Source organism: Stenotrophomonas sp. MH181796 (genome assembly GCF_009659995.1).
Lineage (GTDB): Bacteria > Pseudomonadota > Gammaproteobacteria > Xanthomonadales > Xanthomonadaceae > Stenotrophomonas > Stenotrophomonas riyadhensis.
In genome coordinates this window covers 249,116-265,394 of sequence record NZ_RAHU01000008.1, presented here as the reverse complement: position 1 = coordinate 265,394, position 16,279 = coordinate 249,116, and the positions used below count along the sequence as shown (strand labels likewise).

General features: G+C 67.3%; 12 protein-coding genes. 6 read left to right on the top strand and 6 right to left on the bottom strand.

The features are described from left to right. Positions 1-19 precede the first annotated feature (19 nt). On the top strand, positions 20-445 hold the full coding sequence (locus D5301_RS20505; RefSeq protein ID WP_097048174.1) for a YkgJ family cysteine cluster protein: 426 nt from the start codon (positions 20-22) through the stop codon (positions 443-445). 88 nt (positions 446-533) lie between these two features. On the opposite strand, the gene D5301_RS20500 is transcribed toward D5301_RS20505, so the two are convergent. From D5301_RS20500 to D5301_RS20485, 4 genes are all read right to left on the bottom strand, one after another. Then, positions 534-1,424, bottom strand: coding sequence for an alpha/beta fold hydrolase (locus D5301_RS20500; RefSeq protein WP_153856719.1), 891 nt, complete (start codon positions 1,422-1,424; stop codon positions 534-536). A gap of 140 nt (positions 1,425-1,564) precedes the next feature. After that, a complete protein-coding gene (locus tag D5301_RS20495) occupies positions 1,565-2,581 on the bottom strand; it encodes a 3-oxoacyl-ACP synthase III (protein WP_014035559.1) in 1,017 nt (338 codons plus the stop codon). A 103-nt stretch (positions 2,582-2,684) separates the two neighbouring features. Then, positions 2,685-3,002, bottom strand: coding sequence for a DUF4156 domain-containing protein (locus D5301_RS20490; protein WP_005407628.1), 318 nt, complete (start codon positions 3,000-3,002; stop codon positions 2,685-2,687). A gap of 189 nt (positions 3,003-3,191) precedes the next feature. Beyond that, positions 3,192-6,041 carry a pitrilysin family protein gene (locus D5301_RS20485; RefSeq protein WP_153856718.1) on the bottom strand — a complete coding sequence of 950 codons (2,850 nt, stop codon included), beginning with the start codon at positions 6,039-6,041 and terminating at the stop codon, positions 3,192-3,194. Between the two features lie 416 nt (positions 6,042-6,457). Here D5301_RS20485 and D5301_RS20480 point away from each other — a divergent pair, with 416 nt between their 5' ends. Further along, positions 6,458-6,934, top strand: a complete 477-nt coding sequence (locus D5301_RS20480) for a hypothetical protein (protein WP_153856717.1) — start codon at positions 6,458-6,460, stop codon at positions 6,932-6,934. Positions 6,935-7,003: 69 nt separating this feature from the next. Further along, positions 7,004-7,483: a tRNA (cytidine(34)-2'-O)-methyltransferase gene (locus D5301_RS20475; protein ID WP_005407625.1), complete on the top strand. Its 480-nt coding sequence runs from the start codon at positions 7,004-7,006 to the stop codon at positions 7,481-7,483. Positions 7,484-8,337: 854 nt separating this feature from the next. Here D5301_RS20475 and D5301_RS20470 read toward each other — a convergent pair. Next, complete coding sequence (locus tag D5301_RS20470) at positions 8,338-9,501, bottom strand: acyl-CoA dehydrogenase family protein (protein ID WP_153856716.1); 1,164 nt, start codon at positions 9,499-9,501, stop codon at positions 8,338-8,340. A 316-nt stretch (positions 9,502-9,817) separates the two neighbouring features. Between D5301_RS20470 and D5301_RS20465 the strand changes: the two genes are divergently transcribed. Beyond that, positions 9,818-11,494, top strand: coding sequence for an electron transfer flavoprotein-ubiquinone oxidoreductase (locus D5301_RS20465; RefSeq protein WP_153856715.1), 1,677 nt, complete (start codon positions 9,818-9,820; stop codon positions 11,492-11,494). A gap of 65 nt (positions 11,495-11,559) precedes the next feature. Next, positions 11,560-11,961 (top strand): c-type cytochrome, encoded by a 402-nt coding sequence (locus D5301_RS20460; protein WP_153856714.1) that lies wholly within the window; start codon positions 11,560-11,562, stop codon positions 11,959-11,961. Here the strand turns inward: D5301_RS20460 and D5301_RS20455 are convergent. After that, positions 11,955-15,554, bottom strand: coding sequence for a transporter substrate-binding domain-containing protein (locus D5301_RS20455; RefSeq protein WP_153856713.1), 3,600 nt, complete (start codon positions 15,552-15,554; stop codon positions 11,955-11,957). The genes D5301_RS20460 and D5301_RS20455 overlap by 7 nt on opposite strands. A 75-nt stretch (positions 15,555-15,629) precedes the next feature. Between D5301_RS20455 and D5301_RS20450 the strand changes: the two genes are divergently transcribed. After that, the gene (locus D5301_RS20450) at positions 15,630-16,268 is read left to right on the top strand and encodes a response regulator transcription factor (protein WP_110710719.1); all 639 of its coding nucleotides are present in this window, start codon (positions 15,630-15,632) and stop codon (positions 16,266-16,268) included. Positions 16,269-16,279: the final 11 nt, after the last annotated feature.

Sequence of the window (16,279 nt, the reverse complement as noted above, 5' to 3'; positions counted from 1 at the left end):
CGCCCGAGGCGGCTTGCCCATGCAACATCCCTGCATGACCTGCGGCGCCTGCTGCACCCAATACCGCGTGGCCTTCCACTGGATGGAATCGGACGAGGTCACCCCCGGCGGCGTACCGCACCAGCTGACCGAGGTGCTGGACCCGCATCGCCTGTGCATGCGAGGCACCCACTCCAAGCCGGTGCGCTGCGTGGCGCTGGATGCGCAGATCGGCGTGTACTCACGCTGCACCATCCACCCCAACCGGCCCAGTGTGTGCCGTGAGGTGGATGCGTCGTGGGAGTACGGCAAGGCCAGCCCGCAGTGCGACAAGGCGCGCATCGCCTACGGCCTGGATCCGCTGACCCTGGCCGACTGGCGCTGGCGCGACGCGGCCGACAACGACGACGACCATCCAGACGACAACGGCAACAGCCCGTCGCCGCAGGCACCGGTCGCGGCGTAGGGGTAGCGCCGGCCGCTGGCCGGCAACCTCATGAACCCGGCGCGCATTGCGCGCTTGCCGGCCAGCGGCCGGCACTACCGGGATCCGATCAGAGCGGGTTGGCGTCCAGGAACGCGCGGATTTCCGGCACCAGCACTTCGTGCTTGTCTTCCAGCACGTAGTGGCCGGCGTCCTCGAAGGCATGCACCTGGGCCTGCGGTAGCGCGGCCTGGAAGCCCTTCAGGAAATGGTGGTCGAACACGAAGTCGCGCAGGCCCCAACCGAGGAAGGCCGGGCGGTCGGCGAACGACGGCAGCGCCTTGCCGGCCCGCTCCAGCAGCGACCAGGCCTTGTCGGCCGGCGACAGCGGGATGTCCTGCATGAAACGGATGGTGCTGATGCGGTTGGCGTAGCTGTTGTATGGCGACACGTAGGCGCGGCGCACATCGGCCGGCATCTTGCGCTCCACGCCCAGCCGCGAGGCGCCGGACGAGAACGCGTTGAAGGTGCGGATGATCCACTCGCCGATCTTCCAGTGGCGGCCCAGCGCGATCTGCCACGGCATCGTCTTTGCCGCCGGCATCGGGAACGCGGCGGTGTTGAGCACCACCAGGCGCTTCACCTGGTCGTGGTGCGACAGCGCCCAGCCGAAGCCGATCATGCCGCCCCAGTCGTGCACAGCCAGCGTCACCGGGCCGGTGATGCCCAGGTGCTTCAACAGCGCGTCGAGATCGTCCACGCGCGACTGCAGGGTGTATTCGTAGCGGCTATCGTCCGGCTTGTCCGACAGGCCCATGCCGATGTGGTCCGGCACGATGCAGCGGTACGTGTCCGACAGGCCGGCCACCAGCGTGCGCCAGTAATAGCTCCACGACGGGTTGCCGTGCACCATCACCACCACGTCGCCATCGCGCGGGCCTTCGTCGAGATAGTTCATCGACAGGCCGGGGCGAACCTCGAAGCGCTGCGGGTGGGCGGGGTAACCGGGAAGATCGCGCATGCGGAGCACCTAAGGAGAGTCGCGGCGCAATGTAGAGCCGAGCCGATGCTCGGCTGCTCTCCGGTCCGCTGCGGAAGAGCCGCGCTGCGCGCGTGAGCCGAGCATGGCTCGGCTCTACAGGAGGTCGGGCAGCGGGCTGCTTACCAGACCACTTCAGCCATCGAGCAGTTCAGGCCCGAGCCGATACCCAGAAGCGCGATGCGATCGCCCTTCTTCAGCTTGCCCAGCTGCTTGAGCTTGCTCAGCACGATCGGCACCGAGGCCGGGCCGATGTTGCCGTGCTCACCGAAGATGGTCATGACCTTCTTCGGGTCGATGCCGAAGTTCTTGATGAACGCAGCGGTGTGCGGCTGGCTGACCTGGTGGATCACGAACTGGTCCAGCTCTTCCACAGCCCAGCCCAAGGCGATCTTGGCGGCGGTGAAGGTCTTCTGGGCCAGCTTGATGCCTTCGATCAGCAGCAGGCGGGTATCGGTGACCATGCGGTCCAGGTTGCCCAGGCACAGCTGGTTCCACTCGGTGGCCGAGCGGGTCACGCCGCCCTTGTAGCGCGGTGCGTCCGGCACCAGCTCCGAGCGCGCCATCACCATCGCGGCGGCACCCGAACCGGTGGTCAGGGCAGCCAGCTCGTTGCGGAAATCGTCAGCGGTGACGTCCGGGGCGGTCATGCGCTCCAGGGTCTTCTCGTACACCAGGTTGGCGGTCTCGCCATCCACCACCAGCGCGTAGTCGATGTCGCCGCGCTCGATCATTCGCGCCGCGATATCCATGCCGTTGATGAAGGCCAGGCAGGCATTGGCGACGTCGAAGGTCATGCACTCGTCGCTGACGCCGAGGTTGCCCGACACGATGGAGGCCGTGGACGGCTCCAGGTAGTCGCGGCTGACCGAGGTGTTGACCAGCAGGCCAACCTGCGTTGCATCGATGCCCGCGTCTTCCAGCGCCTTGCGGCCGGCCATGGTGGCGGCATCGGACGCAAGCACGCCGTTGTCCCACAGGCGGCGGGCATGGATGCCGGCGATATCGCCGAGCACGTCGGTGCGGATACCGAGGCGATCCAACGTCGGCTGCAGCCGCTCGTTGATTTCCTTGGTCGTCAGCGTGTGCGGCGCATCAACGTGTGCCAGGCCGGCGATCGAGACATTCTTGAAGAGCATCGAGGTTAGCGCCAAGGCTCAGGCAAAAGGGGGCGCTATTCTATAACCCCCGGGGCCTTCACCGCATCTTTACGAATTCAGGCTTGGCCGTATGGTGAAGCGTTCAGCGCGGCGGGCACTGGAACGCGGCGAAGCGCTGGCTGCCATCGGCGGGCGCGGCGGCGGCCTGTACGGCGTTGGCGCCGGCGCTCGGCGCCTCGTTGCGGGCCAGGGTTTCCAGCTCTTCCTGCACGCGCAGCGGGTTGCGGTTGTAGAAGCCGACCTTGCTCTTCACGGTGACCACCACCTCGCCCTTGGCGATGCAGCCGGCCGGAACCGGACCTGCCGGCAGCACGCGGGTCGCCTTGCCGGCCGGTTCGATCGGCACCCAGGTACAGGCGGTGACGGTGAGCAGCAGGGAGGAAAGCAGCAGAACGCGCATGGGCAGATCCTGGAAGGGTATGGGGGGATTCTGCCTGAACAGCCTGAATCGGGGGTAGCCGGTGGGGGTCGGATCCCCCGCAGGGGGCTCTGACCCCGAATGCACGGTAGGGGTCGGAGCCCTCCCGGGGGAGGGATCCGACCCCTTCAGGGTTGCCGGCCAGCGGCCGGCACTACCTGGCGCGGTGCCTTATTTCTTGACCGGGTTGCCTTCGGCGTCGATCACCGTCACCTCGCCCAGGTTCAGCGCACGCACGGCCGCTTCGGTCTGCTTGAGGTCACCCACCACCACCCAGGTCAGCGCCTGCGGCTTGATCTCGGCGGCCGCCTGCTGCACCTGCGCCGGGGTCATCGCCTCGATCTCGGCCTTGCGACGCAGCACGTAGTCATCCGGACGCTTGAACTGCACGATCGAACCGATGGTCGACGCCACCGCGCTGGCGGTCTCGTAGGCACCGGGCAGGCTCAGGGTCTGGATGTTGCGGATGCGATTGACCTCGGCGGCGGTGGCCGGCTTGCTGCCGTCGGCGAACGCGGCGATCTCCTTGCGCATTTCCGCCAGCGCCGGGCCGGTCTTGTCGATCTGCACCGGCGCGCTGGCCATCCACGGGCGCTGGCCCACCGAGTTGCTCGCACTGCTGCGCGCGCCGTACGACCAGTGCTTGTCCTCGCGCAGGTTCATGTTCAGGCGCGAGGTGAAGTCACCACCGATCACGCCGTTGGCGATATCGAAGCGGGTCGAACTGGCGGCGCTGGACGGCGGCACCACCTGGCCGGCGAACAGGTTGGCCTGCACCGCACCCGGCTGGTCGATCAGGAACACGCGCGGGCCCTTCGGCAATGCGACGTCGGTGGCGGCCTTCACCTGCGGGGCATCGCCCGCAGCCTTCCAGTCGCCCAGCTGCTTGTCCAGCAGCGGCACGATTTCCGCCAGCGTGGTGTCACCGACCACGATCAGGGTGCCGTTCTGCGGACGCAGCCAGTCGTGGTGGAAGTCGACCAGGTCCTCGCGGGTCAGGCCGTTGATTGCCGCTTCGTCACCGCTGCCGGTGAACGGAATGGCGTACGGGTGGCCCTTGCCGTACAGCAGCGGCGGCAGCACGCGCATCGCCACCGCACCCGGGTTCACCTTCTCCTGCTGGATGCCGGCGATCCAGGTCGCCTTGACCCGGTCGATCTCGCCCTGCTCGAAACGCGGTTCGCGCAGCAGGTCGCGGTACAGCGCCAGCGACGGGGCCAGGTTCTCCTTCAGTGCCGACAGGTCCACGCTCATCGAATCCAGGCCGGCCGAAGCATCCAGGCTCGCGCCCAGCGCGTCGGCGGCATCGGCGAAGGCCAGCGAACCGAGCTTGCCGGCGCCTTCGGTCATCAGGCTCATGGTGAAGTTGGCGGTGCCCGGCTTGCGGCCCTGGTCGGCGCTGAAGCCGCCCGGGAACTGGTAGCTGAACTGCACCACCGGAATCTCATGGCGTTCGGCCAGGATCACCTGGGTGCCGTTCTTCAGGGTGGCGCGCTGCAGTGCCGGGAACTTCAGCTGCGGGAACTCGCGGGTCTGCGGCACGCCGGCCTTGCGGTCCACCTGCTCCGGCAGGGTGCTGTACTTCGGGTCCACCGCCGGCACGGTGAACGGCTTCGGCGTCTGGCTCGGATCTTCCTTCAGCGCCACGCGCTCACCCGGTGCGATCACCAGGGTGTGGCTGCCCTTGTCCAGCCACTGTGCACCCAGGCGGCTCAGATCGGCGGCACTGGCCTTCTCGATGTTGGCCAGCGAGGTGCGGAAGCAGCCCGGGTCGCCGGTGAACACCGCGCACTCGGCCAGCGCATCGGCCTTGCCACCGAAGCCACCGATGCGCTCGATGCCACGGATGAAGCCGGCGCGGGCGCCGGTCTTGGCGCGCGCCAGCTCGGCCGCGGTCGGGCCCTGCTTGATCAGGCGGTCCAGTTCCTCGTCGATGATCTTCTCGACCTTGGCCGGGTCCTGGCCCTGCTTCACGGTCGCCACGATCACGAAGTTGGAGCCCAGCTGAGACGTCGACAGGCCCGAGCCGATGCTGTCCACCAGCTTGTCCTGGTGCTGCAGGCGCTGGCTCAGGCGCGAGGACTTGGCGCCGCCCAGCACTTCGGAGAACAGCTGCAACTGGTCGATGTCGGCGGTGCCGACCTGCGGCACGTTCCAGGCGCGGTAGATGCGTGCCTGCGGCACCTTGTCGGTCATCGTCTCGCGGGTATCGGCACTGCGCTTGGCCACGTTCACCGCCGGCTGCGCCATGGTCGGGCCAGCGGGGATGCTGCCGAAGTACTTGGCGACCTTCTCCTTGGCGGTGGCCAGATCGATGTCACCGGCCAGCACCAGCACCGCGTTGTTCGGGCCATACCAGGTGCGGAACCAGGTCTTCACGTCGTCCAGCGAGGCCGCGTTGAGATCGTTCATCGAGCCGATCACGCCGTGGTGGTACGGGTGGCCGACCGGATACAGCGCCTTGTTGATCTGGTCCCAGGCCTGGCCGTAGGGCTGGTTCTCGCCCTGGCGCTTCTCGTTCTGCACCACGCCGCGCTGCTCGTCCAGCGCGGCCTGGTCGATCGCACCCACCAGATGGCCCATGCGGTCCGACTCCATCCACAGCGCCATGTCCAGCGCGGTGGTCGGCACGTTCTCGAAGTAGTTGGTGCGGTCGGTGTTGGTGGTGCCGTTCTGGCCGGTGGCGCCTACCTGCTTGAACGGCTCGAAGTACTCGCCGTCGTGGTTTTCGCTGCTCTGGAACATCAAATGCTCGAACAGGTGCGCGAAGCCGGTGCGGCCGGCCGGTTCATCCTTGCTGCCCACGTGGTACCAGACGTTGACCGCGACGATCGGTGCCTTGCGATCGGTGTGCACGATCACGCGCAGGCCGTTGGGCAGGGTGAACTGCTCATACGGGATATCGACCTTGGCCGGTGCCGCCGGCTTGGCGGCCAACACAGGAGTGGGCGCAAGCGAGCCCAGGGCGGTGCTGAGGGCGACGGCCAGCAGTGCAGCGCGCGGGCGAAGGGCGAGAGACATATCCGGATCCTTGGTCACATAGGTGAACCCCGATCCTAGCCTGCGCACGCAGCGGCAGGAATCGGTCGGCAGTCACTGGGGGTGTTTGCCCCTGTGCACCATCCGCGGTCGCGCGCCGCCGTGTCCTGGGCGGTCACATGCACCGGCAGCCATCGTCCGGACAGTGTCCGCGGCACATCGAGTGGACAGGTGTCCGCCCACCGGACACTTCTCGGTCAAACAAAACCCCTTGCAAATCAACAACTAAAAGTTGGCACGGGGATTGCTTGGTACTTCCTGCGCCAAGAAGGGCTTCAGACAAAAGCTGACTGAAGACTGAACAAATGCAGAAAACCGAAAATTTTCCTTGCAAGCCCAGAATAGGTGTACTACCTTACTACCACACCACTGATCACCAACACTAAACAGGCCCCGTCATGAACGCCAAGACCATTGCCATCGCCATCGCCCTGATCGCCGGCACCGCGGTTGTTTCGTCGGTGCAGGCCTCCGAATCCATCAAGACCCTGTCCACCGTGCAGGTCCGCCCGGCCGCCGACCAGCTGGCCCAGCAGGCCTGGGAACAGGCCAGCGGCATCCCGACCCTGGCCACCGTGGAAGTGCGCCCGAGCGCCGACCAGCTGGCCGAGCGCTACGGCTACGTCGCCGCCCCGGTCGCCGCCGCGATGCCGATCACCACCCTGGCCTCGGTGGAAGTGCGCCCGAGCCTGGAACAGCGCGTCGCCCTGGCCGCCGAGCTGGAAGCGCAGCGCTACGCCGCCACCCTGGCTGCCGCTGCCACCAACGTCGCCAACTCGGTCATCGTCAACCTGCCGGCCCTGCAGGTGCGCCCGAGCGCCGCCGACCTGCAGGCCCTGGCCACCGAAACCGCCCAGGTCCTGCTGCGCCCGTAACCGGTGCCGCCCTGCCCCGTGCAGGGCGTGCGCCGTAAAGGCGGCGGTCGTCGCAGGTACACTGCGCCGATGAATGCCGCGCCCCAGTTCCACGTGATCCTGTTCCAACCGGAAATCCCGCCCAACACGGGCAATGTGATCCGGCTCTGCGCCAACACCGGCGCGCAGCTGCACCTGGTCGAGCCGCTCGGCTTCGCACTGGAAGACAAGCAGCTCAAGCGCGCCGGCCTGGACTACCACGAGTACTCGCGCCTGCAGGTCCACCCCGACCTGGACACCGCGCTGGCGCGGATCGCACCAAAGCGCCTGTTCGCCCTCAGTACGCGTGCCAGCGTCCGCTATGACAGCGTGGCGTTCGAAGACGGTGATGCCTTCCTGTTCGGCCCGGAAAGCCGCGGCCTGCCGCAGGACGTGCTCGATGCCTTGCCCGATGGCCGCCGCCTGCGACTGCCGATGCGGCCGGACAACCGCAGCCTCAATCTTTCCAACACCGTGGCCGTGGTGATGTACGAAGCCTGGCGCCAGCATGGGTTTGCCGGCGGGGCGTAAACCGCCTCAGGTGGGTGTGGACCGCTCTGGTGGGTACGGACCGCTTCTGGTGGGTGCGGACCTTGGTCCGCACCGATGCCTGGTCGCGCGCTGAAGGAATGTGCCAACCAAGGTTGGCACCTACCAAAGGCAGGTCCAGGCAGCCGCCGAGAACCTCTGATGGCTGTGGACCGCTTCTGGTGGGTGCGGACCTTGGTCCGCACCGATGCCTGGTCGCGCGCTGAAGGAATGTGCCAACCAAGGTTGGCACCTACCAAAGGCAGGTCCAGGCAGCCGCCGAGAACCTCTGATGGCTGTGGATCGCTTCTGGTGGGTGCGGACCTTGGTCCGCACCGATGCCTGGTCGCGCGCTGAAGGAATGTGCCAACCAAGGTTGGCACCTACCAAAGGCAGGTCCAGGCAGCCGCCGAGAACCTCTGATGGCTGTGGATCGCTTCTGGTGGGTGCGGACCTTGGTCCGCACCGATGCCTGGTCGCGCGCTGAAGGAATGTGCCAACCAAGGTTGGCACCTACCAAAGGCAGGTCCAGGCAGCCGCCGAGAACCTCTGATGGCTGTGGATCGCTTCTGGTGGGTGCGGACCTTGGTCCGCACCGATGCCTGGTCGCGCGCTGAAGGAATGTGCCAACCAAGGTTGGCACCTACCAAAGGCAGGTCCAGGCAGCCGCCGAGAACCTCTGATGGCTGTGGATCGCTTCTGGTGGGTGCGGACCTTGGTCCGCACCGATGCCCGGTCGCGCGCTGAAGGAATGTGCCAACCAAGGTTGGCACCTACCAAAGCACATCCCAGGTGGCCGTGGCAGGTGCCATGTGCAGTAGACCCACGCCATGCGTGGATGGTGTTCCCCGCACCGCCTAGAACGCGTTGATGCCGGTCAGCTCACGGCCGATCACCAGCTGGTGCACGGTCTCGGTGCCTTCATAGGTGATCACCGATTCCAGGTTCAGCGCGTGCCGGATCGCCACGTGCTCGGTGGTGATACCGGCCCCACCCAGCAGATCGCGACACTCGCGGGCGATGTCGATGGCCATCCGGCAGTTGTTCCACTTGGCCAGGCTGACCTGCTGCGGCTGCAGCTGGCCGGCCTCCTTCAGGCGGCCCAGCTGCAGCGCCAGCAGCTGCGCGGTGGTGATGCGGCGGGCCATTTCGGCCAGCTTGATCTGCGCGCTCTGCGTGGCCGCCAGCGGGCGACCGAACAGCACGCGTTCCTTGGCATAGCCCAGCGCTTCATCCAGGCAGGCAATGGCAGCGCCGATCGGGCCCCAGCTGATGCCGTAGCGGGCCTGGGTCAGGCAACCCAGCGGGCCCTTGAGGCCCTTCACGTTCGGCAGGCGGTGGCTGTCGGGCACGCGCACGTCGTCGAAGAACAACGCGCCGGTCAGCGACGCGCGCAGGCTCATCTTGTGCTTGATCTCCTGCGTGGTGAAGCCGGCCATGCCCTTTTCCAGCACGAAGCCCTGGATGCCGTCTTCGGTCTGCGCCCAGACGATGGCCAGATCGGCCACCGGGCCGCTGGTGATCCACATCTTGCTGCCGCTGATGCGCCAGTTGCTGCCGTCACGCACCGCGCGGGTCTTCATGCTGGCCGGATCGGAACCGCCGTGTGCCTCGGTCAGGCCGAAGCAGCCGATCAGCTCACCGCGCGCCATCGCCGGCAACCACTGCTGGCGTTGCTCCTCGCTGCCGTAGGCATAGATCGGGTACATGCACAGCGAGCTCTGCACCGAGACGAAGCTGCGCAGGCCTGAATCGCCGCGCTCCAGCTCCTGGCAGATCAGGCCATAGCTGACCGCGCCCAGATCGCCGCCGCCGTATTCGGCCGGCAGGGTGGCGCCCAGCAGGCCCAGCGCGGCGATCTCCGGCACCAGCTCTGAAGGGAAGCGGGCCTGGTCGAAGGCATCGCCGATGATCGGCAGCACGCGCTCGTTGGTGAAGCGGGCGACGCTCTCCTGCACCGCGCGCTCTTCCTCGTTGAGCAGGGAACGGACATCGAACAGATCGTACGGATGCAAAGCCATGGCACTCACGCGCAGTCAGGACCCGGCCATTGTCGGTCATCCGCAAGCATCGCGTCTGGTAGGTGTGGACCTTGGTCCACACGGAAGCGGGTCCGGGCGGTGAAACAATGTGCCAACCAAGGTTGGCACCTACCTGGCCACGCGCATTACGCTGCACCGCAGCAATCATGACGTGAACATCGTCGATCTAGCTCGATCACGCGCGGCCCGGTACCCTGACACATTCAAACAACCGTTTCGCTCGTGGCTGCACGCGCGATTCCCAGGCAACCGCCGGTGGCCCCGATGCCGGCACTACCCACGAGTCATGCAATCGATGAGCGCTGAAGCCAACGCCCTGCCCCCGCGTGAAGTAATGGAGTTCGACGTGGTGATCGTCGGCGCCGGCCCCGCCGGCCTGGCCACCGCGATCCGCCTGCGCCAGCGTGCGATCGAAGCCGGCCGTGAACTGTCGGTGTGCGTGCTGGAAAAGGGCTCCGAGCCGGGCGCGCACGTGCTGTCCGGCGCGGTGATGGATCCACGCGCGCTGACCGAGCTGTTCCCGGACTGGGCCGAGCGCGGCGCACCGCTGAAGCAGAAGGTCACCCGCGACGAATTCCTGTTCCTCAGCGAAACCGGCGCGCGCAGCACGCCCAACGCGCTGCTGCCGGAGTGCTTCCACAACGAAGGCAACTACATCATCAGCCTGGGTGAAGTGACCCGCTGGCTGGCGCAGCAGGCCGAAGCGCTGGAAGTGGCGATCTTCCCCGGCTTCGCCGCAGCCGAGGTGCTGTACGGCGACAACGGTGAAGTGATCGGCGTGGCCACCGGCGACATGGGCATCGAGAAGGACGGCAGCATCGGCCCGGCGTTCGAACGGGGCATGGCGCTGCAGGCCAAGTACACGATCTTCGCCGAAGGCGCACGCGGCCACCTCGGCCGCCAGCTGATCGCGCGCTACAAGCTCGATGAAGGCAAGGACCCGCAGGCCTACGGCATCGGCATCAAGGAACTGTGGCAGATCGACCCGGCCAAGCATGAGCCGGGCCTGGTGGTGCACGCCGCCGGTTGGCCGCTGGACAGCGATACCTATGGCGGCGCGTTCCTGTACCACGCCGACGGCGGCAAGGTCGCCATCGGCTACGTGGTCGGCCTGGACTACAGGAACCCGTGGCTGAGCCCGTTCGAAGAGTTCCAGCGCTTCAAGACCCATCCGTCGATCCGCAAGCACCTGGAAGGCGGCACCCGCATCGGCTACGGCGCGCGTGCGATCACCGCCGGCGGCCTGCTGTCGCTGCCCAAGACCGTGTTCCCCGGTGGCGCGCTGGTCGGCTGCGAGGCCGGCTACCTCAACGCCAGCCGCATCAAGGGCAGCCACGCCGCGATCAAGACCGGCATGCTGTGCGCCGACGCCGCGTTCGATGCACTGGCTGCCGACCGCCAGCACGACGAACTGAGCGCCTATCCAAAGGCCTTCGAAGCCAGCTGGCTGTTCACCGAGCTGCAGCAGGCCAAGAACTTCAAGCAGTGGTTCAAGAAGGGCCAGACCGTGGCCACGCTGATGACCGGGGTGGAGCAGTGGCTGCTGCCGAAGCTGGGCGTGCGCAACCCGCCGTGGACCCTGCACCGGACGATGCCGGACCATGCCTGCCTGGAACCGGCGGCCAAGCACACCCGCATCGCCTACCCGAAGCCGGATGGCGTGCTGACCTTCGACCGTCTCAGCTCGGTGTTCCTCAGCAGCACCAACCACGACGAGAACCAGCCCAGCCACCTGACACTGAAGGATCCCAGCATTCCGGTGAAGGTGAACCTGGCCGAGTACGCAGGCCCGGAAGCCCGCTACTGCCCGGCCGGCGTGTACGAGTTCGTCGGCGAAGCCAACAACGCGCGCCTGCAGATCAACGCGCAGAACTGCGTGCACTGCAAGACCTGCGACATCAAGGACCCGACCCAGAACATCGTCTGGGTGACCCCGCAGGGCGGCGGCGGCCCGAACTACTCGGGCATGTGATCGCTCCGGGCTGCGACCGCGTGTCGCAGCCCGGCCGCTCCGCTGCACCGCTATCCTGCCCGCCCATGCGTGCCTTCCGCCTGCTCATCACCGTTGCCGCAGCGCTGGCTGCCACGGCCTGCCAGCGCCCGCCTGCGGCACCCACCACGCCGCAACAGGCGCAGCAGCAGGCCATGCAGCGCGCATTCGAACTGTGTGCCGGCTGCCACACCGTGCAACCTGGTGGCATCCACCGCTTCGGACCCAATCTGCACGGCGTGATCGGCCGCCGCGCTGGCAGCCTGCCGGACTATGGCTATTCCGACGGCATGCGCCGCGCCGATATCACCTGGACCGCGCAGACCCTGGATACCTTCCTGCAGTCGCCAACCCACCTGGTGCCCGGCACGCGCATGTACAACGCCTTCCCCAGCGCCGAACGCCGCGCCTTGGTGATCGCCTACCTGCAGCAGCAGTCGGCTCAGTGAGCCAGGCGCTGCAGCTGTTGCTGCAGCCGCACCACGAATTCCGCCACTGCTGTGAACAACGGCGCCACATCGGTTTCCGCCGCATCCTGCAGGCGCTCGACCAGTGCGTTGGCCTGCCCGGCCAGTCCCGTTGCCCCCACGGCGCCCAGCCCGCCGGCCTGACGATGCAGGTGCAGCGCGGCAGACGTGCGGTCACCGGCCTGCAGCGCACGCTGCACGGCCGCCAGATCACCTTCACTGGCGCGCAGCAGACTCTCGCTCAGCTGCTCGGCCACTGCGCGCGAGCCGAAGCGCTGCTGCAGCGTCGCCAGATCGGGCAGCGCATCGCCATCGTCGCCTGCCGCCTCGACCACCGGCGCCTCGAATGACTGGCCCTGCGCCTGCGGCAACCAGCGCAGCAGCGCGGCGCGCAGCGTGGCCAGCGACAACGGTTTGGCCAGCACCTCGTCCATGCCCGCCTCGCGACAACGACGTGCATCGTCATCCAGCACGCTGGCGGTCAGCGCCAGCACGGTCAGCCGCGGCTGGCCATTGCGGCCTTCGCGTTCGCGCAGCAGGCGGGTGAAGCCGAAGCCATCCAGCACCGGCATCCGGCAGTCGGTGATCACCAGGTCGAAATGTTCCAATGCCAGACGATCCAGTCCCTGCTGGCCATCGCCGACCATCACATGCGGCACGCCCAGCTGCTGCAAGCGCCAGGCCATCATGGCCTGGTTGGTCGGGTGGTCCTCGATCACCAGCACCCGTGCCTCGCGCAGCGGCGCGGGCAGCAGCGCCGCCTGATCCTGCTCGGCCACCAGCGCCTCGACATCGCCGCTGCCGGCCTCCACCAGCGACAGCCGCACCTCGGCGCGGGTGCCCTCGCCCAGCGTGCTGTGCAACGCCAGCTCGCCGTCCATCATCTGCACCAGGCGCTGGCAGATGCTCAGGCCCAGCCCGGTGCCGCCGTGGTCACGCTGGATGTAGGCGCCGGCCTGGGTGAACGGCGCGAACAGGTGCTGCAGCTGTTCCGGTGCGATGCCGATGCCGGTATCGGTGACGCTCAGGCACAGTGGCTGCCCCCCTTCCTCGCTGGTCGGCCCCACCACGTCCAGCTGCAGGCGAACCTCGCCCTGCGCGGTGAACTTGATGGCGTTGCTGAGCAGGTTGAACACGATCTGGCGCAGGCGCACGCCATCCACTTCGTGGGCCGGCGCCAACTGCGGATCGATCTGCACGTGCAGCGCCAACCCACGTGCACTGGCCTGCGCGGAGAGCAGGCGGCACACACTTTCCAGCAACGGCCGCAGCGGCTGCGGCACCGGCTCCAGGCGCAGTGCGCCAGCCTCCAGCCGTGAGTAGTCGAGGATGTCGTCCAGGATCTGCCGCAGCATCTGCGCCGAGTCTTCGATCACCCCCAGGATGCGCTGCTGTTCGGCGTCCAGCGGCGAATGCGCCAGTACTTCCAGCATGCCCAGCACGCCACTCATCGGCGTGCGGATTTCATGGCTCATGGTCGCCAGGAAGCGCGACTTCGCTTCCGCCGCCTGCTCGGCCTCGGCCTTGGCCGTAACCAGGGCGTCGGCCTGTGCACGTGCTTCGCTGACATCCACCCAGTAGCCACTCCAGGTCACCGCGCCGGCTTCCGTGGCATATGGATGGGCCTCGCTGCGCACCCAGCGCGCGCCTTCGCCCTCGGCGCGCAGGCGGAACTCGAGGATCAGCGGCGCGAACTGGCGCGCGGCCTGTTCGACGGCCTGCAGAATGTGTGCGCGATCGTCTTCTTCAATGCGTTCCAGCAGTGTCCTGGCGTCCTGCTCGGCCTGCTGCCGGCTGATGCCGAACAACGCCTGCAGATCGCCGGCGATGAACGGGAAGCTGAGCATGCCATTGGCGTCGCGGCGTGCCTGGTAGACCACCGCAGGCAGGTTGTCGGTAACCTCGGCCAGCCGCTGTTCCAGATGACGCCGCCCAGCCACTTCGCGGCGCAGGCGCCAGTAGCCGATGCTGTGCACCAGCAGCGCGGTCAGCAGTACCAGCAGCAGTGGCAGGCCCCAGCGCAGCACGCTTTTCCAGTCAACGCCATGGCGATACTCCACCGCCAACCAATCACCCCGCAGCGCCTCATGCTTGCGCGGCGTGATCTGCAGCAGCAGGCGGTCGAAGGTGGTCGCCAGCGCGGCATGCCGGCGCTCCACGGCCAGCACCAGCTGATCGTTGAAGCCTGCCGGCGCTGCGACCTGCAGGCGGCCGGGGAAACGGGTGCGCAGCAGGTGGTCGACCAGCGCCAGATTGCCCACGTAGGCATCGGCGTCGCCATCAAGCAGCCGCTGCATCGCCTGCTCCGCACTGCGTGCCGCCATGATCCGGGCCTGCGGTGCCTGCTGCAGTACGTAACCCCGCACGCGCTCGGGATCGGACAGCAGCACACGCTTGCCCTGCAGGTCCGACAGGCCCAGCAGCGCAGGGCTGTCGACGCGGCTGACGATCACGTTCGGCACACTGATGAAGGGCTGGCTGAACACCCAGTCCGGCCCCAGATAGCGCGAATCGGCGGGAATGCCCATCACCGCCTGCAGCTCGCCACGGCGGGCCTTCTCACGCACCTCATACCAGTCGTGGCTGCTTTCCGGCTGCAGGTTGGCGCCGGCCTGCATCAGCCGCCGCAGGTACTCACTGGCCAGGCCGCTGGGCTTGCCTTCCTTGTCGGTGAACGACAGCGGCGCTGCGTTCGGTGCGAAACCGATCTTCAACGGCTGCTCCAGAACCCGTTTTTCGGCCTGGCTCAACGCCATCCGGGCCGATGCCGACCACTGCGGTGGTGGCAGCCAGCGCTTCGCCAGGGCATCGCGCTGGGCCTGGCTGGTTGCAGCCAGCGCCAGATCCAACGCTTCGGCCAGTGGCTGCTTGCTGTTGGGTATGCCGAAGTGCAGGCGTTCGGGGGGCAGATCACTCGGCCGCAGCAGCACCACGCCCCGCAGGCGGTGGATGGCGATCAGCTCGGTGGCGACATAGGCATTGCCGATGTAGACGTCAGCTTTGTCGTCTCTGACCATCTCGAGCGCCGCCAACGAGCTGTTTGCGACAAGCTGGCGGGCCTGCGGGAAACGCGCCCGCACCTGCGGACCGGTCAGGAAGTCCTGCTCGATCACCACCCGCAGGCCATCCAGATCGGGATTGTCGGAAGCACGCAGGTCGTCGGGGCGGCCCACCAGCGCCAGCGGCGCCTCGCCGTAGGCGGCGGTGTAGACCATGCAACGGGTACGGTCGGCACTCAGACCGACATTCATCACCACATCGATCTCGCCACGACATGCCGCATCCAGCACGGCGGTCCAATCGGGAAAGCGACGGGCCTCGACCTTCACGCCCAACTGACGGGCAAGAAGCGACAGATAATCCGGACCCAGACCCACCTGCTGGCCATCATGGAGGGACTCGAACGGCGGCCAGCCGCTGTCATACTGCCCCACGACGATGCTCGGATGGGTGGCCAGGTACTCGCGCTGCAGGGGACTGAGCGGCAGCAGGCCTGGAACGGCCTGCGCCAACGCTGCCGGCAGCGCCAGTACGGCCAGCAGCAGGACCAGCCCGCGAACAGCCCAGCTACGCATCGGCATCGATCTCCTAGAATCCTGCCAGGGACCGCGATGGTCGCGGCCCGGCCAGCCCGGTGGCCATACTAGAGCATGAGCTTGCGCATCATCATCGCAGACGACCACCCGGTGGTCCGTATCGGTACCCGCGCCGTCATCGAATCGAGCGGGGTCGGCCGCGTGGTCGGCGAAGCCGACAGTGCACAGGCGCTGATGGGCCTGCTTGGCAGCCAGCCCTGCGACCTGCTGGTCACCGACTACTCGATGCCTGGCAGCCCCCAGGCCGACGGCTTCGCCATGATCGGCATGATCCGCCGCCGCCATCCCGATTTGCCGGTGTTGATGCTCAGCGTCTCCAACAACCTGGCCATCCTGCGCATGGTGCTCGACAGCGGGGTGCTCGGCCTGGTCGACAAGAGCTCATCGATGGACGAGCTGCCGCAGGCCATCCAGGCGGTCTATCGCGGCCAGCCCTATATCAGCCGCAGCCTGCGTGAGCGCGTGGAGGCCGCCGGCAGCTGGCGCATGCGCGAAGGTGACGGCAAGCCCTTGTCGCCGCGCGAGGTGGAGGTGCTGCGGTTACTTGGCACCGGCATGACCGTGAAGGAAATCTCGCTGCAACTGCACAAGAGCGTCAGCACCATCAGCCGGCAGAAGGGTGACGCCATGCTCAAACTGGGCCTGAAAGGCGACGCCGAACTGTTCGACTACCTGCGTGACGGCAGAATCTGAACCCCGCACAT